Source organism: Rhodococcus sp. (in: high G+C Gram-positive bacteria) (assembly GCF_049591685.1).
Lineage (GTDB): Bacteria > Actinomycetota > Actinomycetes > Mycobacteriales > Mycobacteriaceae > Rhodococcoides.
This window is the reverse complement of the sequence record NZ_JBAWFH010000494.1, coordinates 1-19,573: the sequence shown is the minus strand read 5'-3', so window position 1 is coordinate 19,573 and position 19,573 is coordinate 1. Positions and strand designations below refer to the sequence as shown.

Here is a 19,573-nt window from a genome sequence, read left to right as displayed (position 1 = left end):
GCGTGGCCGTAACGGGCGTAACGTCGAGATCGGGTCGGGACGATGCTTTGCGCAAGACCTGTTTTCCGCGAGGAAGGACTCCCCAATGAAAACGACTTCTCACCCAAATTTGACCCGCTACGGGCTGTTCGTTCTGGGCGTCGTGCTGCTGGGAGTTTTCCTCGCTGCCGCCGCCTTCGGTAACGCCGCTCTGGCCGTCATCGCCGGGTGCTTCTGCGTCGTCGCCGTGGCCACTGCCATGGGTCTGGTCGGGGCAGTCGCGGGCGATCAGCATCACCGCAACCAACACCCGCCAGGCGCCGTGTCGTAGATGTCTCCCGTTCTCAGCTGTCGGCCAAGCGCTTTTTCTCCACCTCGACGTCGAAATCTGCCTTGGGCCAGTCGAGGTCGAGCCGCTCGAGCGCGTCGATGAGCAGTTCGGTGACCGCGAGCCTGCTGTACCACTTCTTGTCGGCTTGAATGACGTACCAGGGTGCGTGGTCGGTGTTGGTGCGGTCGATGACGCGCTGATAGGCCGTTCGGTATTGCGGTAGGAACGCGCGCTCGGTGACGTCGCCGGGGTTGTACTTCCAATGCTTGTCCGGCCGGTCGAGCCGCTCCTGAAGTCGCCTGCGCTGCTCCTCGGGAGAGACGAACAGGGCGACCTTGACGATCAGCGTGCCGGACTCGGCCAACTCCTTCTCGAAGGCGTTGATCTCGTCGAAGCGCGGTTCCCACACCTCACGCGGAACCAGGTCGTGCACGGCGACGACCAACACGTCCTCGTAGTGGGACCGGTCGAAGACGCCGATGCGACCACCTCGCGGGAGCTCGTTGCGGATCCGCCACAGGTAGTGGTGCTGACGCTCCTCGGGGGTCGGCACACCGAACGACGCGAGATCGACGCCCTGCGGGTCGACCACGCCGATGACGTGCCGGACCATGCCGCCCTTGCCCGCGGTGTCCATGCCCTGCAGGACCAGCAGGATCGACCGTAGATCACCCGAGCGGCCGTTGGCGTAGAGCTTTTCTTGCAGGGCCGACAACACTTCTCCGCGTTCGGCCAGCAGCCCCTGGCCGTCCGACTTGGTTCCTTCGAAACCTGGTGTGAGGTCGAAGTCGATGTCGTTCACCTTCGTGGCGGCGGTGGCACGCAAGATCTGTGCCGCAGGCGTCGACCACAGGTTTTCGCTCTTCTTGGAATGCTTGGCCATGCGCCGACCCTAGCTGCACACCCGGCCGCAGAAGTTGCCACTAGCCTGGATTGCATGGCCCCGAAACTCGCAACAGCACAGTCGGTCGAACGCTCGGAACTGCTCGAATTCATCCGGCCCCGCCATCATTCGACGCTCATCACGCACAAGCGTGACGGCGGACTGCAGGTCTCGCCGGTGACGTCCGGGATCGACTCCGAAGGGCGTATCGTCATTGCGTCGTACCCCGAGCGCGCAAAAGTATCCAACATCAGGCGCAATACGGCAGTGACGGTGTGCGTGCATTCGGACGAGTGGAACGACGCCTACGTCCAGATCGACGGCACCGCAGAAATCGTCGACCTGCCCGAGTCCGTCGAACCCCTCGTCGAATACTTCCGCAGCATCGCCGGTGAACACTCGAATTGGGACGAGTACCGCGAAGCGATGCGCAAGCAGGGAAAGTCGTTGATACGCATCACGATCGAGTCCTGGGGCCCGATCGCCGAAGGTGGATTTCCGCCAGGAAGAATGTGACAAGCCCTCCGGGGAGAATGTGACAAGCCCTCCGGGGAGAATGTGACCAGCCCGGCGGGGAGAATGTGACCAGCCCGGCGGGGCGATGTGACCGGCGCTCGGCAGTTCTAGCAGTTGCTGGGCGCGGGGAGTCCGGTGAAGCGGTCGGCGATCCAGGTTTCGAGGAGCGCGCCGGCATCGACGGAGTGCCCCTGGCCTTCGAGGCGCACGGCCAGCAGGGTGTCGCCGTAGCCGCAGGCGCGGGCGAGCGCGGTTTCGGTCCACTCGGGTCGCACGATGTCGTCGGCTCCGCCGTAGACGGCGAGGATGGGTGCCGCTGACGCGGCCTTGGGCAGCGAGTAGTCCTGCAGGCGCTTCCTGAGGCGGTCGGCGGCCTCGGTGGACTCGGCGGTGGTGTCGCCGAGTTGTACGTCGGCGTCGGCGAGCGATCGTGCCATTGCGCTCGCGGGGTCGCACGCGGCCAGCGCTTCGGCGTTGTCGCCGAGCGTGCCGTGGAGGTGGTCGGAGGGGACGATCGCCGGGTCGACAGCGGCGAGCCCCTGGACGATGAGGGGGTAGAGCGAGCGCTGACCACCCGATATCGACGACGTCTGGGCGTCGGCGACGATGGGGGACACGTCGAGCGCCGGTGCGAGTGCGGCGGCACCGACGAGGTCGAGTCCGTCGCCGTAGATCCCGTCGAATTCGCTTGCAGCCCAGGCGGCTTGGCCGCCCTGTGAGGTTCCGACGGCGACCCACTCGGTAGACAACGTGGGGTCCAGATTGCGGGCCGCACGCACCGAGTCGATGACGTCGAAGGCCGCGGTGCGTGGTTCGAGGTACGGGTGCGCAGGGGCGGTCACCTCGCCGCTCAGCCCCAGGTAGTCCGTGTAGACGACCGCGTAGCCGAGCCCGATAAAGTACGCGACTTTACCTGCATCGCCCGACAGCTGCGGAGTTTCGGTTGGTGCGCATCCCGGCGCGATGCCGACGGTTCCATGCGCGTAGGCGACGACGGGGCGGCCCCCTGCCGGGGCGGGTCCGGTCGGTACGAAGAGCGCACCGGTGACTTCGATGCCTGCGCCGGTGACGCCTGAGACGGAGTTGTAGACGAAGGTTGCCGCGGTGGCTCCGGCCGGAAAATCTGCTGCGTCGAACCCGGTGTTCGTGGTGCTCGACACGACCGTGCCCCTGGCCGCCAGCGTCTGCGCGTCGGCGGCCGGGAGATCCGTCGAATATCCGCCGGTCGTGCCCACTGGCTCGGTGGGAGCGGTACTGCAACCCAGGAGAAGCGCACCGCACGCGGCTACGGCAAGCCGGGTACGGCGTATATCGGGCACCGTGGGATCAGACCACGACGCCGTACCCGGCCGCCAATCAGCCCTGCAGCGGTGCTGCGAACAACGGAACCGCGTTGTCGAGTGCGTACTGCGTCCCGGCCGCCGACGCGCTCGAGAACGCGTTGCTGAGCTGCTGGTCGTCGAGGACGACGAGGCGGCCGTCGCGCGCCACGGGCAGACCCTGAATGGACGGGTCGTTGGTGATGACGTCGGCGGTGCCGCCGATCGGGAACATGACCGTGAGGTCGGCGTCGAGCTGGGCGACGTTCTCCGTCGACAGATCGATGGCGAACGTTCCCGCCTCGGCCTGGCTCTGAATGGTCGGCGAATTGACGAATCCGAGCTTCTTCATGAACTCGACGCGTACGTCACCGTCGACGTAGGCGCCGAGCTGGCCGCTGTAGAGGGTGCCCACGGCGACGGCTTTGTCGGCGAACTCGGGGTGTTCCTGCACCGCTGCGTCGAATGCGGCTTCTGTCTCGTCGATCAGCCGCTGACCTTCCTCTTCCTTGCCGAGTGCCTGGGCGACGAGTTCGGTCTGTCCGTCCCACGTGGTGCCGTAGGCGATGTCGGTGCCGACGGGCGCTCCCACGACGGGTGCGATCTCGGACAGCTGGTCGTACGTGGCCTGATCGTTGGTGCTGCGAGTCCAGAGGATCAGATCTGGAGCAAGGGCCGCGACCGATTCGACGTCGACGTCGTAGGTGCCGAGGATCGTCGGTGCTGTCTCGTAAGACTCCTCGACCCACGGTCCCAGGCCGTCACCGCCCACCGCGAGCCAGTCGCTGGCCCCGATGGGTTCCACGCCGAGCGCGAGCGCGGTTTCGGCGTCCGACCAGCCCAGAGCGACGACGCGCTGTGGGTCTTCCGGAACGGTGACGTCGCCGAACATGGTGGAGACCGTCGACCCCGTGCCGCCGGTGTCCGAGTCGGCGTCCGACGAGGAGTCCGAACCCCCGCAGGCGGTCAAAGTCAGGGCTGCGACCGCAACGACCGCGGGGGTCAGGGTCGACAATCGAAAGTTGCGCATAGGCAACGCTAACCTACCTGGCCTGCTTTCGAGAACTGCTCGACGATGGTGTCGCAGAACGCGGGAAGGTCGTCCGGATTGCGGCTCGACACGAAGTTGCCGTCCACGACGACCTCCTGATCGACCACGGTTCCGCCCGCGTTGCGAATATCCGTCCGCACACTCGGATACGACGTAAGTGTGCGGCCACGTACGACGTCCGCCTCGACAAGCGTCCACGGACCGTGGCAGATGACGCCGATAGGCTTGCCGACCTCAGCGAAGCGACGCACGAATTCGACTGCGTCCGAGTCGGTTCGGAGCTTGTCCGGGTTGGTGGTTCCGCCGGGCAGGATCAACGCATCGAAGTCGTCGACCGATGCGTCCGCAACGACACTGTCGACGGCGAACGTATTGCCTGCTTCGACATCGTGGTTCATCGCTTGGATGTCGCCGTGGGTGAGCGACACCAGAGTGGTGGTCGCACCCGCCGACTGCACGGCGTCGCGCGGCTGGACGAGTTCGACCTCCTCGACCCCGTCGGTTGCGAGGATGGCGACGCGGAGTCCTTCGAGTGAATTGGTCATGTTTCGAGGGTGACCGCCGACCGACACTCTCAAACTGCGACCCCGTGTTCGAAGTTGCGGCCGTGGGTAGTGTCGTTCACATGGCCGACTACATCGAACCCACCACCGAAACGCCGGACGAAGATCGCATCGACGAGGCGCGGCAAGAGCCGTCGGACATCCCTGCGTCCATCCCGACCGAGGCCGATCCGGCCGATGTGGTGGAGCAGCACCTCGAAGTGCCCATCGATCCCGAAGACGAGCGTTAGGCCCTAGGCTTCGTCGTCCACCAGGGGATGCGGCTGAGACTTGAACTTGGCCGGTGACCCGTCCGCCATCGCCACGCCGTGGATGCCGCCCCACGTCATCATCACCAGGTAGTCGATGAGGTCTTCGGCAGACATCGACTTGTTGGAAATCCACCAGTGCGTCGCCAACTGCACAGCGCCCACCACCGCGAACGCCCACGGAACCGAACCGCCGGAATCCATTTCGCGCTGGCGCAGGCGCTCCCCGAGCACGGTCGCCAGCAGTTCGGCGATCATGCGCTCGGACTCGGCGACGACGTCGCGGTTGCTGCCGGCGTTGTTGGCCATGACGTAGAGGTAGACCTCGGGATCGGTAGCAACCGTCTCCACATACGCGGCGATGACCGCGCGGGTGAGCTCGTACTCGCCCAGTTGCTCCGAGATGGCGAGATAGATCCGCGGCGCGAGCGTCGTCTCGACGTACCGGGTCATCGTCGCCGTCGTCAGATCGTTCTTGTCGGTGAAGTACCGGTACAGAACGGTCTTCGAGATTCCGATCTCCGACGCGATCTCGTCCATGCCGATTTCACGCCCACGCAGGCGAATGGCAGCGAGGGTGCCGTCGACGAGTTCTTCGCGACGAGCGATCTTGTGTTCGCGCCACCGACGTTTGCGTCCGTCCGGTTTGTCGACTTTCTCCGCCTTCGCACCGTTTGTGGCGGCCTTCGAATCGGAGCCGGATTCGGCCGTTTCAGGCTCGGAAGAATCCGCTGATGTTGCATTTTTCGCCACGTGTGTCCGCCGTATCCATCTCGTCGTCCCTGCGGGCTTCAGCTTAGGCGTCGACGCTGCCGGAGGTGTGGGCCGCGTCTGACACCCGTCGGCCCGACGCATGTGACTCGCGAACACAGGCACAATGGCGATCGTGCAGCTGATGAATTTCGACGATGCCACCAAACGCCGTGATCTTCGCAAGATGAAGCTCGTCGCGACGGGCTTCTTGGCCTTCGCCACGGTGGTCTATCTCGTGTGCCGGTGGCAGGAGTCGAGGGGTGCGGGGGAGTGGGTCGGCTACGTGCGGGCTGCGTCCGAGGCCGGCATGGTCGGCGCGCTCGCCGACTGGTTCGCGGTCACCGCGCTGTTCAAGCACCCACTGGGCATTCCGATCCCGCATACGGCGATCATCCGTAAGAAGAAGGATCAGCTCGGCTCGTCGCTCGGGTCGTTCGTCGGAAGCAACTTTCTGGCGCCGGATGTGGTGTCCGACAAGGTTCGGTCGGCGCAGATTCCGCTGCGACTCGGAACGTGGCTCGCGCAGAAGGACAACGCCGAACGCGTAGCCGCCGAATCCGCGACGGTGATGCACGGCGTCGTGGAAGTGCTCAACGACGAGGACATCACGCAGGTCATCGACAACACGATCGTGCGCAGGCTCGCCGATCCGCAGTGGGGACCGCCGATCGGCCGTGTGCTCGACGAGCTGATCAAGGAGAACCGGCAGCTGCCGTTGATCGACATGCTCGCCGAACGAGCTCACCAGTGGGCGCTGAGCAGCCAGGAGACGATCGAACGGGTCGTCACCCGTGACTCTCCCACCTGGTCGCCGAAGTTCGTCGACGCCCTGCTCGGCGAGAAGATCTACAAGGAACTCGTCGAGTTCACGTGGAAGGTTCGCTCGAATCCGCAGCACGATCTGCGACTCGCGGCCAACAAGTTCCTCGTCGACTACGCGCACGATCTGCAGCACGACCCCGCCACCATCGACAAGGCCGAATCGCTGAAGGCGCAGATCATGGGCCGCGAGGAGATCACCGGGCTCGCGGCCGCAACCTGGAAGGTCGCCAAGCGTCTGATCACCGAATCCGTCGACGACCCGTCCAGCACGCTGCGCGTCAAGGTGAGCGAGAACGTCGCCAACTGGGGTGCGCGTATCCGCGACGACGACGAGCTGCGCGCGAAGGTGGACGGCTGGTTGCTCGGCGGGGCGCGGTACGTCGCAGCCAACTACGCCGACGAGATCACCACGATCATCACCGACACCGTCGCCCGGTGGGATGCAGAAGAGGCGAGCAACAAGATCGAGCTCCAAGTGGGACGGGACCTGCAGTTCATCCGCATCAACGGAACCGTCGTCGGATCGCTCGCCGGATTGGCGATCTACTCGCTTTCGCATCTGTTGTTCGGGTAGGCGGCAAAGGCGGCTGCGCCGCCGTGTGCCTTTAATGCTGTTCGAACAGCACTTTTCAGACACGGGCGCGGAGCGCATCCCGAGCGCGCTAGCAGAGTGCTTGCAATAGTTAGCACCCTTGGGTAATCTCGGTCCGGCACGCGGAACCACAAGTTTCGACCAGCGGATCGAGTGGTGAACATGAACCGTAACGACCATGACCAGAACGACAGTCCGGGCATAGTCGGCAAGGTGTCCGAAGCAACCGAGGTCGTCGCCGAGGCGAGTGATCTCGTCGCGAGCGTCGTCACCACTGCGGCGTCGGACATCGGAAGCTACATCCGCAGTCAGCGTGAAGCCGCTCAAGTTTCGATGCGGCAACTCGCCACGAGGGCGGGGGTGAGCAATCCGTATCTCAGTCAGATCGAGCGCGGGCTTCGCAAACCGTCCGCCGAGGTGCTCACGCAGATCGCCAAGGGTCTGCGGGTGTCATCGGAAGCGTTGTACGTACGGGCCGGGTTCTTGGAAGAGCGTCCCCATGGTCCAGTTCGAGATGCGCTGCTCGGCGACACCGAGATCACGGATCGACAGAAGCATGTGCTGATGGAGATCTACGACTCGTTCCGTCGCGAGAACGAGCAAGCGCAGAAGACGAGCGACATTCAGTCGGCGCTGCCGCTGGAGTCGAGCGAACCAGATGTGAACACCGAACCGTGAACAAGCCATAGGAGTCCTTTCATGACCGATCCCAAGAACTTCGACAACGTCCGTACCCCCATCTATGCCGCAGTCGGCGCGGGTGATGCGGTGGTCCAGGCAGTTGCCGACGTCGTCGCTCAGGTACGTTCGCGCGCCGAGACCCGCACCAGCGAGGTCACCGAGCGTGTCGATACCGCCCGCGCCCGCATCGCCGACCTGTCCGAGGACGTCACCGAGGGCGTCGAGTCGCTGCGTGAGCGTCTGACCAACCTGCCGGCCGAGCTGCCCGACGAGATCGCCGATCTCCGCGAGCGCTTCACCCCGGACGAGCTTCGCAAGGTCGCCGAGGCGTACCTCAAGGTCGCATCCGATCTGTACACCTCGCTCGCCGAGCGCGGCGAAGAGACCGTCGAGCGCATCCGCCGTACCCCGGCCGTCGAAGAGGGCATCGACCGCGCGACGGGCGCAGCCAACGACGTCGTCGACCTGACCGAACAGGCACTCGGCACGGTTGCTTCGCAGACTCGCGCCGTCGGTGAGCGCGCTGCGGCTCTGGCAGGCGTCGCATCCGAGAAGGTGCGCGACTCCGCCGAAGATCTGAGCGAGAAGGCCGAAGAACTCGCCGACGAGATCGACGAGGCGGGCGATAAGACGAAGGAAGCCGCCGTCGACGCGTCCGACAAGGTGAGCGGCCAGGCCGGCAAGGTCGAGTCGAAGACCCGCGGCAACGTCGACGCACCGCTGCACAAGGACGAGCCGAAGAAGGCCGCGCCGGCACCGGCCAAGAAGGCCACCCCGGCTACCCCCGCCGCCGCAGCCAAGAAGACAACGCCTGCGGCAGCGCCGGCCAAGAAGGCTCCGGCCAAGAAGGCCTGAAGCTGATTCCGGTTCCACCCTCTCGCGACGATCGGCCCCTGCACCACGCGGTGCGGGGGCCGATTTGCGTAGTATGGGCGCGTGCCCGTCGTGAACAGCCTTACCTCGCTGATTTTGTTCGCCCTGCAGATCCTTGCTCTGGGCGGCGCGGCCTACGCCGTCTTCCATGCCCTTCGTCAGCGTTCCGACGCCTTCCCGGCCGTGGACAAGCTGACCAAGCCGGTATGGCTCGGCATCCTCGTGGTTTCGCTGCTGGTCATCTTCGTGTTCGGCATCAACTTCCTCGGCATCATCGCCATCGTCGCGGTGTGTGTCTATCTCGTCGACGTCAGGCCCAAGGTCGACGGCATTCAGCGCGGCCCGCGCTGGTGACAGCGGCTCTTCCCGGTAGGTCGGCCGAGCCCACCACGCAGGGATGACCGAATACCGCGTCGACGATCTCGCGCGTCGTGCAGGGGTCAGCGTGCGCAATGTGCGCGTCTACCAGGACCGCGGCCTGCTGCCTCCCCCGCGTAAGGAGGGACGTACTGGCTGGTACGACGATGCGCACCTGGCTCGGCTTTCGCTCATTTCCCGGATGTTGGACCGCGGCTACACCTTCGCCACCATCAGCGAACTGCTCACCGCTGCCCAATCCGGGCTGCGTGTGGAAGATGTGCTGACCGCCGAGGACATACACGACCATTCCCGGAAGATCCGAGAAACCAGGCGGCTGAGCGTCGACGAGATGCGCGAGATCTTCGGCGCCGACGTGTCCGAGACGGACCTCGAGCGCGGGGTGACACTCGGCGTCACCGCCAAGGAGGGCGACGAGTACCGCGTCGACAATCCGGTTCTACTCGACGCGGCCCGCATCTTGGCCGAGGCGGGAATCCCGCTCGCGGACACGCTCGATCAGACAGAGGCCGTGCAACGCGATCTCGACGATGTTGCACGCCGTTTTGTTGCGTTGATCACAGACAAGTTCCTGCGCGAAGACAAAGATCCTTTCGAGACCGACGCACGCACGGTCGGGGAGATAGCGGACCTGGTCAACAGACTGCGTCCTTTGACACATCGAGTGGTGGGGGCACTGTTCCGGGATGCAATGGACCAACGGATCACGTTGACCATGGAAGAGATCCTGCAGCAGAAGGTCCATCAGCAGCACGGAGAACGCAGCCCGGTAGACGACCAGGCGAGTTGATTTTTCGGCTGTTTCCAAGGCTGGGAGGCAACAGACGTGGTCACACGGAGAACGGTCGAGGGTGCAGCCCTGGGCATCGGGGGGCTCGCGGTCGCAGCGGGTATCGGAGTCCTGCTTCGACGCCGGAGAACGCGCTCGTTCGTCCGCACCACCGATGCTCAGCCGGACGCGTTGCTACGCACCCCCACCTCGGACCCGCGCATCGTCCCGGTCGTCACCGACGACGGCGCCGAACTCCACGTCCGTGTCTACGGTGATCCCGCGGCGCCGCCCATCGTGTTCAGTCACGGTTGGACGTGCTCGGCCGACTACTGGATCCCGCAGATCAACGCGTTCGCCGAGAACTACTCCGTCATCGTCTACGACCAGCGCGGTCATGGACGCAGCGACGTCGGTACCCGCCCGCTCGGCCCCGACGTGCTGGCTGACGACCTGGCCGACGTGCTCGCCGCCACCGTCGACGAGAACAACAAGGCGGTGCTCGTCGGCCACAGCATGGGCGGCATGTCGATCATGGCGTGGGCCGGCCGCTATCCGGTCCAGGTGGACCGGCTCGTCTGCGCCGTGCTGCTGGCGAGCACAGCCACGGACAGTCTCGTCCGCGAGACCACCGTCATCCCGCTGCCCGGGCGCTTTCCTCGCCTACCGCTGCCTCTGGGCCGCGCGGTGCTCGGATCCGCCGTTCCGCTTCGGCCGTCGCCGGTGACGCGTCAGGCCATCAAGTATGTGTCGATGGCACCAGGCTCGACGCAGGCCGAGGTGGCGTTCTGCGAGAAGATCGTTCTCGAGTGCAAGCCGCACACCCGCGGCATCTGGGGCTCGGCGCTCACCGACCTCGACATTCACGAAGCGCTCGAGAACATGAGCGTGCCCACCTCGGTGCTCGTCGGGACGGCCGACAGGTTGACCCCGCCCGTACACGCCCGCAAGCTCGCGCAGGCCCTCGAGGCGCACGACCACCTCAGTAGGCTCATCGAGTTGCCCGGTATCGGTCACATGAGCTCGGTCGAGGCGATCGACGAGTTCAACACCGAGGTCGCGCGGCTGCGCAACCTCGGCGTGGAGTGAATCCGGAGGAGCTCAGCTGAAGACGACGGTCTTCTTGCCGTGCACCAGCACGCGGTCTTCGAGGTGCCAGCGAAGGCCCCGGGAAAGAACGAGCTTCTCGATGTCGCGGCCCTGCCGCACCATGTCGGCCACCTCGTCGGCGTGGTCGACGCGGATGACGTCCTGTTCGACGATGGGGCCCGCGTCGAGTTCGGCCGTCACGTAGTGGCAGGTGGCGCCGATCAGCTTGACGCCGCGAGCGAATGCCTGGTGGTACGGCCGCGCGCCGACGAACGAGGGCAGGAAGCTGTGGTGGATGTTCAGTGCCCGACCGGACCAGTGCTCGCACAGCGCTTCCGGGAGCACCTGCATGAATCGTGCCAGCACCACCGCGTGCGGATCGTATGAGTCGACGAGTGACTTGACCTCGTCGAACGCGGGCCCACGCTCGGCCGGATTTTTCGCGAACTCGACGTGGTGGAACGTGATGCCGTGGGCTGCGGCGACGGGTTCGAGCGACTTGTGATTGCCGATGACGGCAGATATTTCGGCGGGGAGTTCACCGCCCGCCGCGCGGCCCAGCAGATCGTGCAGGCAGTGCGCCTCTTTGCTGACGAGGATGACCACGCGCTTGCGTTCGCCCGAATCGTGCAGTGTCCATTCGGTTTCCGGGCCGATCTCGGCGGCGATGGGCTCGAACATCGCCCGGAGTTCTTCGATGCTCATCCCGACGGACGATGCGCGGACCGCCTGCCGAGTGAAGAACCAACCCGTGTCCGGGTCGGCGTGGTAGGCGGCCTCGACGATCCAGCCGCCCACCTCGGCGAGGAACGTCGAAATCTTGGCGACGATGCCCGTGCGGTCGGGGCACCCGAGGGACAGAACGTAGCGACGGTCGTCGGCGACACCAGCAGAACTCATGGGGAAGATTGTCTCAGGCCGCCCGGACCCCGGTTGCGACCAGTCTCGTCGCGTCCACCGAGTCGATGCCGCGGGCAGTGGTCAACTCGCCACTTCGCTGCCGGCCCAGACGTCACCGGGCTGTGGTTGGCTGGGTTCATGTCTCTCACACGCGGCGCTCTTGCCCGAATGGTCGACCACACCCTGCTCAAGCCCGAAGCCACGCCGGAGAACGTCACTGCGCTCATCGCGGAAGGACTCGAACTCGGCGTCCTCGCCGTGTGCGTGTCGCCGTCGATGCTGCCGATCCGCGGCGACGGGCTCGTCGTCGCCGCGGTTGCCGGCTTCCCGTCTGGCAAGCATCACTCGCTCGTCAAAGGTGCCGAGGCCAGGCTCGCGGTGGATCAGGGTGCCGACGAGATCGACATGGTCATCGACGTGGGCGCCGCGATCGCCGGCGACTACAACGCCGTCCTGTCCGACGTCTTGACCGTGCGCGAGGCCATCGGGCCGACACCGGTGCTCAAGGTGATCATCGAATCCGCTGCGCTGTCGAACGACGCGATCGTCGAAACCTGCCGCGTCGCGGAGAAGGCCGGTGCGAACTTCGTCAAGACGTCGACCGGCTTTCACCCGGCGGGCGGTGCCAGCGTCGAAGCCGTGGCGTTGATGGCCGAAACGGTCGGCGGACGGCTGGGCGTCAAGGCCAGCGGCGGCATCCGAACCACGGACGCCGCCCTGGCGATGATCGACGCCGGTGCCACCAGGTTGGGATTGTCGGGCACCCGGGCGGTTCTGGCGGGACTCGATAACTGACTTCCTGCTGGCAGGAGTAATCAGGCAAGCAGTCCGCAGCCCTCCGGAGCTTCGACGTTCTGCTGTTGCTGCTGCGCGGGAATGGAGTACGCGCCGCCCTGCAGATTGAGTTCGATGCCGGAATCGGTGACGGTCAGGTCGGTCGGGGTCATGCCGAGCGGGTACTGCTGCAGGCTGTCGGTGAGTACACCGACGATGCTGTCCACGAGGTCGGTGGGGATGCCGAGCCCCAGGATGGACGCGTCGACGGTTTCCACGTTCACGCGGTCGCCGGTGGCGGTCGGCTTGACCGTCAGTTCGGCCAGGCCGCCGACGGCGAACGACAGGGTGCCGGCGGAGGCGTCGGAGGTGACTCCGGACACGAGCGCACCGATTCCCTGAGACTGCAGCGTCGCTGCGATGCCGTCGGTGGACCACGCGATATCGGCGCTCGAGCTACCGATTGTTCCGTTGCTCTCGGCGTTCTGCTGGAGGTCGACGTCTTCCACCTCGGCGTGAACGACCATGCCCTGCGCGGGACCGAAGCGCGCGTCGGAGCTGTCGAGGGTCACCGACGACACCTGCTTGTCGACGAGTGAGACGAGAATCGGCTTCCAGCCGAGGCCGACGTCGACCTGGCTACCGATTTCGCTCTCGAGCTGGCCTGCGAGGCACGACTTGATCTGTTGCCGAACGAACAATTCTCCGCCGAGCAGTGCGGCGACGAGAACCAGTACGACGAGCACCGCGATCATGGGGGCTTTGCTTCGTGTCATTCGCCGCAGTCTTCCCGATGATTCTGAAAGAGCTCTGTGAATTCGACGGTTTTCGGGCGAGTCGTCCGCGGATCCCGAACTTCCGGCCCAATCTTTGTGATGTGCAACACAGTCTCCCGTAGTCTGTGCGCATGAGCGAGACACGGCCGAGCACCGTCGAACTGCGTCGCCTGGCGTCAGGCCAGGACGGTTATTTCACCACCGAGCAGGCCGCCGTCCTGGGTTTCGACGCCTCGGCAGTGCAGGGCAACATCGCCGTCGGCGACTGGGTGAAGGTCGAGCGCAATCTGTGTCGGCTCGCGGACTGGCCGCACAACGACCTCGAACAGTTCGCCATGTGGTGCGCCTGGTTCGGCGGCGACGCTGTGATCTCTCATCAAAGTGCCGCCGAATTGCACGGCTTCGGGCACCTGCACCCACAGTTCGTGCACGTATCGGCGTTCACCAACCTGAAGCTGACCGACACCAGGCTCGCCGTCCATCGCCTGCAGCTAACGCCGCACGACTTCGAGTCGACCGGCGCCTTCCGCATCACCACTCCGGTGCGCACCGTGCTGGACCTCGCGGCCGGTGGCATCTCGCAGATCACGCTCGACGAGGTGGTGGGCGACGCGGTGGCCATCGGTCGGGTCGACGCGGGAGCGCTGTACGGCGAGGCGTCGCACGGGCAGGACCGCGTCGCAGAACGCGTGGAACTGGCTCTCGCGTCCTGCACCTGACTCACGGATTGGGTCGGACGGTCTGCCAGGGCACAGTGAGCACGTTGTCTCGCATCCGTCGCCGCGGCACGTCCGTCGACACGCCGAGCTGCACCAGCTGCGTCAGGGCAGCACGCCAGCGGACCCGCGGACCGAACGGTGCCAGCGGGGCAGCCGTCGACCAGGCGCGGTCGGCCGCCTGCAGCAACGCGTGAACGGGTTCGCCCGGAACGTTGCGGTGAATCAGCGCTTTGGGGAGCCTCTCGGCGATGTCGGACGGCGTCTGCACCGTGAACGGATCCCACGCCAGAGTGAGCGACAGCGGGCCCGACGCGTCGAGCAGCACCCATGCGCAGCGCCGGCCGAGTTCGTCGCACGTACCGTCGACCAGCAATCCGCCCGGCGCGAGACCCGACAGAATGCGCGCCCAGGCTCCCGCAACGGCGTCCTCGGGGTACTGCCGCAACACGTTGAACGCGCGGACCAGATTGGGCCGTAGGCCTGCGAGCTCGAAGCCGCCGCGCGCGAAAGTGACGTTCTCGGACGGTTCTACGACGCGCGCAGGGTCGATCTCGAGGCCGGTGACACGGAGATCCGGTCGAACCGAACGCAGCCGACGAGCCAGCTCGAGCGTGGTGTCCGGCCTGGCGCCGTAGCCGAGGTCGACGACCAGCGGATCCGAAGCGCTCGTGAGCGTCCGCCGGACCAGCGGGTTGTGGGTCAGCCAGCGGTCACTGCGGCGGAGGCGGTTGATGCCGGTGGTGCCGCGGGTGATTATTCCTTCAGGCGTTGTCGGCAAGCCATTGTGCGGTGACTTCACCCTCGCCGCGCCAGAGGTCGATGAGGTTGACCAGCATGAGCTGTTCGAGTTTGCCGCCGATGAACGGCAGGAACACCTTGGCTTCCGAGGAGGTGCGCAGGGTGGAGCCTGCCGCGGTAGGGAAGAGTGAGGTGGTGCCTTTGAGGCTGCCGGGGCCTGCGGGGATGGATGCGTCGTAGTGCCCGGCTGTGGTTTCCGCGTAGGCGTCGACGTGCACGTTGCGGGTGATGACCATGTCTTTCTTCATCACCGTCTGCGCGATGTCGGGCAGTTCGGTGCGCGGAATGATGTGATGCATCACGACGTCGATGCCGGCATCGGAGACTTCGAAGCTGATCAGCTCGTTGTGGGAGTACTTCTTCATCTCCTCGATGCGAGCGTCCCAGTGATCACGGCTGGACAGCGCGGCGTACACCTGCTCCGTGGAGTAGGTGAACCGGGCTGAGTAGTTCATGCGGCGCGCCATAGTCGGCCAGGGTACCTACCCCGTCACGTCTGGCCTACGGGCCTGTCGGCTACAGGTTCTTCGCGATCCACTCGCCGGTGAAGTCGTGCTCGTTGTCGATGAGGGCGAGAACCTGCTCGCTGATCATGGCTTCGATTTTTCCGCCGAAGATCGGCACCTTGACCTCGGTGGTGCCGGAGAGCGACATCGTCGACGAGACGTCGTTCCCTTCGAGCAACGTGGTGCCCGAGATGTTGGCCGGCGCGCCGTCGACCGTGGCACCGAACTTGCCTTCCGCGCGTCCGCCGCCGAGCGGGCCCCACGACTCGGTGCGCTCGATGACGAGCGGGCCCTTCTTGAACGCGGTGACCGCTGCGGGCAGTTCTTCTTCCGGAATCGACTGCGTCATGACGACGCTGATGGTGCCGTTCATCGCGGTGACGCTCACCAGCTGGGCGCCCGGGCCACCGATTTCGGCGATGCGGTCCTTCCAGTACTGCTCGGAAACGAGCGCGGCGTGCACCTTGTCGACGGGTGCGGGGACGGACGCGCTGTGCGCGATGGGGCGAGGCATACGCGGAGGTTACCGGGTGGGTCCGACCGTCGGAGATGGAAGCCCTCCCTCGGCCCGGTACCCTGGACTTCCGTGCCTACTGCAATCTCCGAGCTCACCACCATGCGACTCGGTGGTCCGGCCGGGGACTTCGCCGTCGCGACCACGTCCGACGAGTTGGTCTCCCTGGTCCGCGACGCCGACGCGTCGAACACGCCGGTCCTTCTGGTGGGCGGCGGATCCAATCTTGTCGTCGGCGACGACGGTTTCGACGGACTGGTCGTCAAGGTCGACACCTCGGGCACGCGCATCGACGGTGACTCCATGCGGGTCGCGGCGGGGGAGCACTGGGACTCCGTCGTCGCTGCATCGTTGGACGAAGGTCTTGCCGGTCTCGAAGCGATGTCGGGAATTCCCGGTCTGACCGGAGCGACGCCCGTGCAGAACGTCGGCGCCTACGGAACCGTCACCTCGGACGTGCTGACAGGTCTCACCGTCTACGACCGGGAGACGGGTCGGACTGAGAAGTGGGGCCCCGATCGGTGTGGCTTCGGCCTGCATCGGCAGTCGGTGTTCAAGCACTCGAGCCGCTACGTCATTCTCGACACGACGATGGCGCTGCGCCGCTCGGCCGTCTCGGACCCCGTTCGATACGCGGGTTTGGCGGATCGTCTCGGAGTCACGATCGGCGATACCGTCCCCGCTAAGGACGTACGCGCCGCCGTGCTCGATCTGCGCGGACAGAAGGGCATGGTTCTCGACGCGGCCGATCACGACACGTGGAGTGTCGGTTCGTTCTTCCTCAATCCGGTGCTGGCCGAGGTGCCCGAGAAGGCTTCGCACGCACCGCAGTATCCCGACCCGTCGGGGATCAAGATCCACGCGGCGTGGTTGATCCAGCACGCAGGCTTCGCACACGGGTACGGCGCAGGCTTCGACGGCAGCCCGGTGTTCGGCCGCGGCACCGTGTCTCTTTCGACGAAGCACGTTCTCGCGCTCACCAATCGCGGCGGCGCCACCACGGCCGACGTCATGGCGTTGGCGTCGCACATCCGCGACGGGGTCGAAGCAGAGTTCGGAATCACGTTGGTTCCCGAATGCGACCTTGTCGGCTGCTCGCTGAACTGACCTGGCCGAGCGCATACCATCGATCACGAAGGCTATCGAAGGAGTCATCCAAGTGCAGGTCACCAGCGTCGGACACGCGGGATTCCACATCCAGACCGAAGCGGGCAGCATTCTGTGCGACCCGTGGGTCAACCCGGCGTACTTCACCTCGTGGTTCCCGTTCCCGGACAATTCCGGTCTCGACTGGGACACCCTCGGCGATTGCGACTACCTGTACGTCTCGCATCTGCACAAGGACCACTTCGACCCGAAGACCCTCGCGGAACACGTGAACAAGGACACGACCGTTCTGCTGCCGGATTACCCGGTGCCGGACCTGAAGAACGAGCTCGAGAAGCTCGGCTTCCACAAGTTCTTCGAGACCACGAACTCCGTCAAACATCGGGTGTCGGGTCCGAAGGGCGACCTCGACATAATGATCATCGCGCTGCGTGCGCCCGCGGACGGTCCGATCGGCGACTCCGGCCTCGTGGTGACCGACGGCAACACCGTCGCCTTCAACATGAACGACGCCAGGCCGGTCGACCTCGAGGTGCTGACCGAGGAATTCGGCCACGTCGACGTGCACATGCTGCAGTACTCGGGTGCCATCTGGTACCCGATGGTCTACAACATGGTCGAGCGTGCGAAGAAGGCGTTCGGCGAGCAGAAGCGGCAGCGGCAGATGGACCGCGCGCGTCAGTACATCGAGCAGATCGGTGCAACGTGGGTGGTTCCGTCCGCGGGCCCGCCGTGTTTCCTCGACGACGAACTGCGCTTCCTCAACGATGTCTACGGCGATCCGGCCAACATCTTCCCGGATCAGATGGTGTTTCTCGACCAGATGCGCCGCAACGGTCACGAGAAGGGTCTGCTGCAGATCCCGGGCACCACGTCCACCTTTCGGGGCAGCGAGCTGATCTCGCACGAGCACCCCATTCCGGTCGACGAGGCCGAAGCTATCTTCACCACCGGCAAAGCCGACTACATCGAGGCGTACGCGCAGCGCCAGGCAGGCGTTATCGCAGCCGAGAAGGCAGCGTGGGCTCCTGCGGAAGGCGAGCCGCTGCTCGAACCGCTGCGTGAGCTGTTCGAGCCGATCATGAGCCAGACCGACCAGATCTGCGACGGCATCGGATACCCGGTCGCTCTGATGCTCGGCGACGAGACCGTCGTTCTCGACTTCCCGAAGCGGATGGTTCGCGAGCCGATCGCCAAGGAACGCTTCCGCTACAGCTTCACCATCCCGGCCGAACTGGTCCGGACGGTCGTGCGCGACAAGGAACCGGACTGGGTCAACTCGATCTTCCTGTCGACGCGTTTTCGTGCTCGCCGGGTCGGTGGCTACAACGAATTCCTCTACACGTTCTTCAAATGCCTCACCGACGAGCGCATCGCGTACGCCGACGGGTGGTTCGCCGAAGCACACGACGACACCGCGACCATCGTCAAGGACGGCTACGAGATTCAGCGTCGGTGCCCGCATCTGAAGGCCGACCTGTCCAAGTTCGGCATCGTCGAGGGCAACAAGCTCACATGCAATCTGCACGGTTGGGATTGGAACCTCGATACCGGCCGATGCCTCACCTCGAAGGGCCACGAACTGCGGTCGACGAAACTCTGACTCCTTACTACAGGATTGTGCGTTCACAACGCGTATGGGCGTTGTAGACGCGCAATAGTGTTGTAGGAAGCCGTGAATGCGCTGTGAGTCTCGGCGCATTCTGTTTCGACGAGGGGTGCGCCGGGGCGGCCCAGGTACGTTGGATAACGTGCATGAGCAGGGAAAACGGACATACAGGGCGCGGCTGTTGTGGATGGTCACAGCGATCGTGGCATTGGCGGTGCTCGTCGCCGGTTGCACCATCGGCGGCTCCGGTAGCGGATCGTCCGGTGACGCTGCGCCGACCACGGAAGCGGCGCCCGTCGCCGAAGTGACGATCGACCCGGCGGACGGGACGCAGAACGTCAGCCCCGTCGCACCGGTCACCGTCACGGTCGCCGACGGGACACTGAGCAACGTCACGCTCACCAACCCCGATGGCAAGGTCGTGCAGGGTTTGTTGTCCCCGGACAAGCTGTCGTACACCGTCGGTGAACCCCTCGGCTACGGCTCGACCTATACCTGGGCCGGTTCCGCTGTCGGCAGCGACGGCAAGAGCGTCACCATCGACGGCAGCTTCACGACGGTCACTCCCGACAGTCGCACGTCCGTCAGCACCAACATCGGCGACGGCCAGGAAGTGGGCATCGCGGCGCCGATCATCCTGCAGTTCGATCAGACCGTGGAGGACAAGGCTGCCGTGGAGAAGGCTCTGACGGTGACGACCAACCCGCCGACGCCCGGCGGTTGGGCGTGGTTCCCGGACGACAACGGCTCGCGAATTCACTGGCGGCCCACCAACTATTGGGCGCCGGGCACGACGGTGTCGGTCAAGGCGAGCCTGTACGGGGTCGACTACGGCGAAGGCAACTACGGCGCCGACGACGTGACGCTCGACTTCTCGATCGGTAGAGCTCAGGTGGTCGTCGCCGACGCCACGAGCCACCGGATGCAGGTGGTGCGCGATGGTCAGACCATCATGGACATTCCCGTGAGTTACGGCGAAGGCAACGAGGACCGCAACGTCACACGCAGCGGCATCCACGTGGT

At 65.3% G+C, this 19,573-nt stretch carries 24 protein-coding genes; 14 read left to right on the top strand and 10 right to left on the bottom strand.

Annotated elements, in window-relative coordinates; all coding sequences use genetic code 11:
• Window positions 1–85 precede the first annotated feature (85 nt).
• Window positions 86–310: a hypothetical protein gene (locus WBQ44_RS20420; protein WP_495568490.1), complete on the top strand. Its 225-nt coding sequence runs from the start codon at window positions 86–88 to the stop codon at window positions 308–310.
• Between the two features lie 13 nt (window positions 311–323).
• On the opposite strand, the gene WBQ44_RS20415 is transcribed toward WBQ44_RS20420, so the two are convergent.
• Window positions 324–1,193, bottom strand: a complete 870-nt coding sequence (locus WBQ44_RS20415) for a polyphosphate kinase 2 family protein (RefSeq protein ID WP_495568489.1) — start codon at window positions 1,191–1,193, stop codon at window positions 324–326.
• A 54-nt stretch (window positions 1,194–1,247) separates the two neighbouring features.
• On the opposite strand from WBQ44_RS20415, the gene WBQ44_RS20410 reads away from it, so the two are divergent.
• A complete protein-coding gene (locus tag WBQ44_RS20410; RefSeq protein WP_495568488.1) occupies window positions 1,248–1,709 on the top strand; it encodes a PPOX class F420-dependent oxidoreductase in 462 nt (153 codons plus the stop codon).
• A 107-nt stretch (window positions 1,710–1,816) separates the two neighbouring features.
• Here the strand turns inward: WBQ44_RS20410 and WBQ44_RS20405 are convergent, their stop codons facing one another.
• Genes WBQ44_RS20405 through WBQ44_RS20395 form a run of 3 tightly spaced genes read right to left on the bottom strand, consistent with a single transcriptional unit; the run spans window position 1,817 to window position 4,624 of the window.
• A complete protein-coding gene (locus WBQ44_RS20405; protein WP_495568487.1) occupies window positions 1,817–3,028 on the bottom strand; it encodes a lipase family protein in 1,212 nt (403 codons plus the stop codon).
• 37 nt (window positions 3,029–3,065) lie between these two features.
• The gene (locus WBQ44_RS20400) at window positions 3,066–4,058 is read right to left on the bottom strand and encodes an iron-siderophore ABC transporter substrate-binding protein (RefSeq protein ID WP_495568486.1); all 993 of its coding nucleotides are present in this window, start codon (window positions 4,056–4,058) and stop codon (window positions 3,066–3,068) included.
• Window positions 4,059–4,066: 8 nt separating this feature from the next.
• On the bottom strand, window positions 4,067–4,624 hold the full coding sequence (locus tag WBQ44_RS20395; RefSeq protein WP_495568485.1) for a type 1 glutamine amidotransferase domain-containing protein: 558 nt from the start codon (window positions 4,622–4,624) through the stop codon (window positions 4,067–4,069).
• An 80-nt stretch (window positions 4,625–4,704) separates the two neighbouring features.
• Here WBQ44_RS20395 and WBQ44_RS20390 point away from each other — a divergent pair, with 80 nt between their 5' ends.
• Complete coding sequence (locus WBQ44_RS20390; protein ID WP_495568484.1) at window positions 4,705–4,872, top strand: hypothetical protein; 168 nt, start codon at window positions 4,705–4,707, stop codon at window positions 4,870–4,872.
• A 3-nt stretch (window positions 4,873–4,875) separates the two neighbouring features.
• Here WBQ44_RS20390 and WBQ44_RS20385 read toward each other — a convergent pair whose 3' ends face one another.
• A complete protein-coding gene (locus WBQ44_RS20385) occupies window positions 4,876–5,643 on the bottom strand; it encodes a TetR/AcrR family transcriptional regulator (RefSeq protein ID WP_495568483.1) in 768 nt (255 codons plus the stop codon).
• A 124-nt stretch (window positions 5,644–5,767) separates the two neighbouring features.
• On the opposite strand from WBQ44_RS20385, the gene WBQ44_RS20380 reads away from it, so the two are divergent.
• The 6 genes from WBQ44_RS20380 to WBQ44_RS20355 all read left to right on the top strand — a co-directional run bounded on the left by WBQ44_RS20380 (window position 5,768) and on the right by WBQ44_RS20355 (window position 10,847).
• Complete coding sequence (locus WBQ44_RS20380; RefSeq protein ID WP_495568482.1) at window positions 5,768–7,039, top strand: DUF445 domain-containing protein; 1,272 nt, start codon at window positions 5,768–5,770, stop codon at window positions 7,037–7,039.
• Window positions 7,040–7,219: 180 nt separating this feature from the next.
• A complete protein-coding gene (locus WBQ44_RS20375; RefSeq protein ID WP_495568481.1) occupies window positions 7,220–7,735 on the top strand; it encodes a helix-turn-helix domain-containing protein in 516 nt (171 codons plus the stop codon).
• Window positions 7,736–7,756: 21 nt separating this feature from the next.
• Window positions 7,757–8,593, top strand: a complete 837-nt coding sequence (locus tag WBQ44_RS20370) for a heparin-binding hemagglutinin (RefSeq protein ID WP_495568480.1) — start codon at window positions 7,757–7,759, stop codon at window positions 8,591–8,593.
• 81 nt (window positions 8,594–8,674) lie between these two features.
• Window positions 8,675–8,965: a DUF2516 family protein gene (locus tag WBQ44_RS20365; RefSeq protein ID WP_495568479.1), complete on the top strand. Its 291-nt coding sequence runs from the start codon at window positions 8,675–8,677 to the stop codon at window positions 8,963–8,965.
• A gap of 43 nt (window positions 8,966–9,008) precedes the next feature.
• A complete protein-coding gene (locus tag WBQ44_RS20360; RefSeq protein ID WP_495568478.1) occupies window positions 9,009–9,779 on the top strand; it encodes a MerR family transcriptional regulator in 771 nt (256 codons plus the stop codon).
• Between the two features lie 36 nt (window positions 9,780–9,815).
• Complete coding sequence (locus tag WBQ44_RS20355; protein WP_495568477.1) at window positions 9,816–10,847, top strand: alpha/beta fold hydrolase; 1,032 nt, start codon at window positions 9,816–9,818, stop codon at window positions 10,845–10,847.
• A 12-nt stretch (window positions 10,848–10,859) separates the two neighbouring features.
• Here the strand turns inward: WBQ44_RS20355 and purU are convergent, their stop codons facing one another.
• On the bottom strand, window positions 10,860–11,747 hold the full coding sequence (gene purU / locus WBQ44_RS20350) for a formyltetrahydrofolate deformylase (RefSeq protein ID WP_495568476.1): 888 nt from the start codon (window positions 11,745–11,747) through the stop codon (window positions 10,860–10,862).
• Window positions 11,748–11,885: 138 nt separating this feature from the next.
• Between purU and deoC the strand changes: the two genes are divergently transcribed.
• Entirely contained in the window at window positions 11,886–12,542 is a 657-nt protein-coding gene (gene deoC / locus WBQ44_RS20345; protein ID WP_495568475.1) for a deoxyribose-phosphate aldolase, read from the top strand.
• A 20-nt stretch (window positions 12,543–12,562) separates the two neighbouring features.
• On the opposite strand, the gene WBQ44_RS20340 is transcribed toward deoC, so the two are convergent.
• On the bottom strand, window positions 12,563–13,297 hold the full coding sequence (locus tag WBQ44_RS20340) for an LmeA family phospholipid-binding protein (RefSeq protein WP_495568474.1): 735 nt from the start codon (window positions 13,295–13,297) through the stop codon (window positions 12,563–12,565).
• Between the two features lie 131 nt (window positions 13,298–13,428).
• On the opposite strand from WBQ44_RS20340, the gene WBQ44_RS20335 reads away from it, so the two are divergent.
• Window positions 13,429–14,016 (top strand): type IV toxin-antitoxin system AbiEi family antitoxin domain-containing protein, encoded by a 588-nt coding sequence (locus tag WBQ44_RS20335; protein WP_495568473.1) that lies wholly within the window; start codon window positions 13,429–13,431, stop codon window positions 14,014–14,016.
• A gap of 1 nt (window position 14,017) precedes the next feature.
• On the opposite strand, the gene WBQ44_RS20330 is transcribed toward WBQ44_RS20335, so the two are convergent.
• The 3 genes from WBQ44_RS20330 to WBQ44_RS20320 are packed head-to-tail and all read right to left on the bottom strand — an operon-like array spanning window position 14,018 to window position 15,834.
• Window positions 14,018–14,794 (bottom strand): class I SAM-dependent methyltransferase, encoded by a 777-nt coding sequence (locus tag WBQ44_RS20330; RefSeq protein ID WP_495568472.1) that lies wholly within the window; start codon window positions 14,792–14,794, stop codon window positions 14,018–14,020.
• The gene (locus WBQ44_RS20325; protein ID WP_495568471.1) at window positions 14,778–15,281 is read right to left on the bottom strand and encodes a DUF2505 domain-containing protein; all 504 of its coding nucleotides are present in this window, start codon (window positions 15,279–15,281) and stop codon (window positions 14,778–14,780) included. The genes WBQ44_RS20330 and WBQ44_RS20325 overlap by 17 nt, the downstream gene beginning before the upstream one ends.
• A 49-nt stretch (window positions 15,282–15,330) precedes the next feature.
• Window positions 15,331–15,834, bottom strand: a complete 504-nt coding sequence (locus WBQ44_RS20320; protein ID WP_495568470.1) for a DUF2505 domain-containing protein — start codon at window positions 15,832–15,834, stop codon at window positions 15,331–15,333.
• A 72-nt stretch (window positions 15,835–15,906) separates the two neighbouring features.
• On the opposite strand from WBQ44_RS20320, the gene WBQ44_RS20315 reads away from it, so the two are divergent.
• The 3 genes from WBQ44_RS20315 to WBQ44_RS20305 form a co-directional block, all read left to right on the top strand.
• Window positions 15,907–16,941 (top strand): UDP-N-acetylmuramate dehydrogenase, encoded by a 1,035-nt coding sequence (locus WBQ44_RS20315; protein WP_495568469.1) that lies wholly within the window; start codon window positions 15,907–15,909, stop codon window positions 16,939–16,941.
• Window positions 16,942–16,993: 52 nt separating this feature from the next.
• A complete protein-coding gene (locus WBQ44_RS20310) occupies window positions 16,994–18,544 on the top strand; it encodes a Rieske 2Fe-2S domain-containing protein (RefSeq protein WP_495568468.1) in 1,551 nt (516 codons plus the stop codon).
• A 148-nt stretch (window positions 18,545–18,692) separates the two neighbouring features.
• Window positions 18,693–19,573: Ig-like domain-containing protein (locus tag WBQ44_RS20305; protein ID WP_495568467.1), on the top strand; the 881-nt coding region annotated here is incomplete at its 3' end.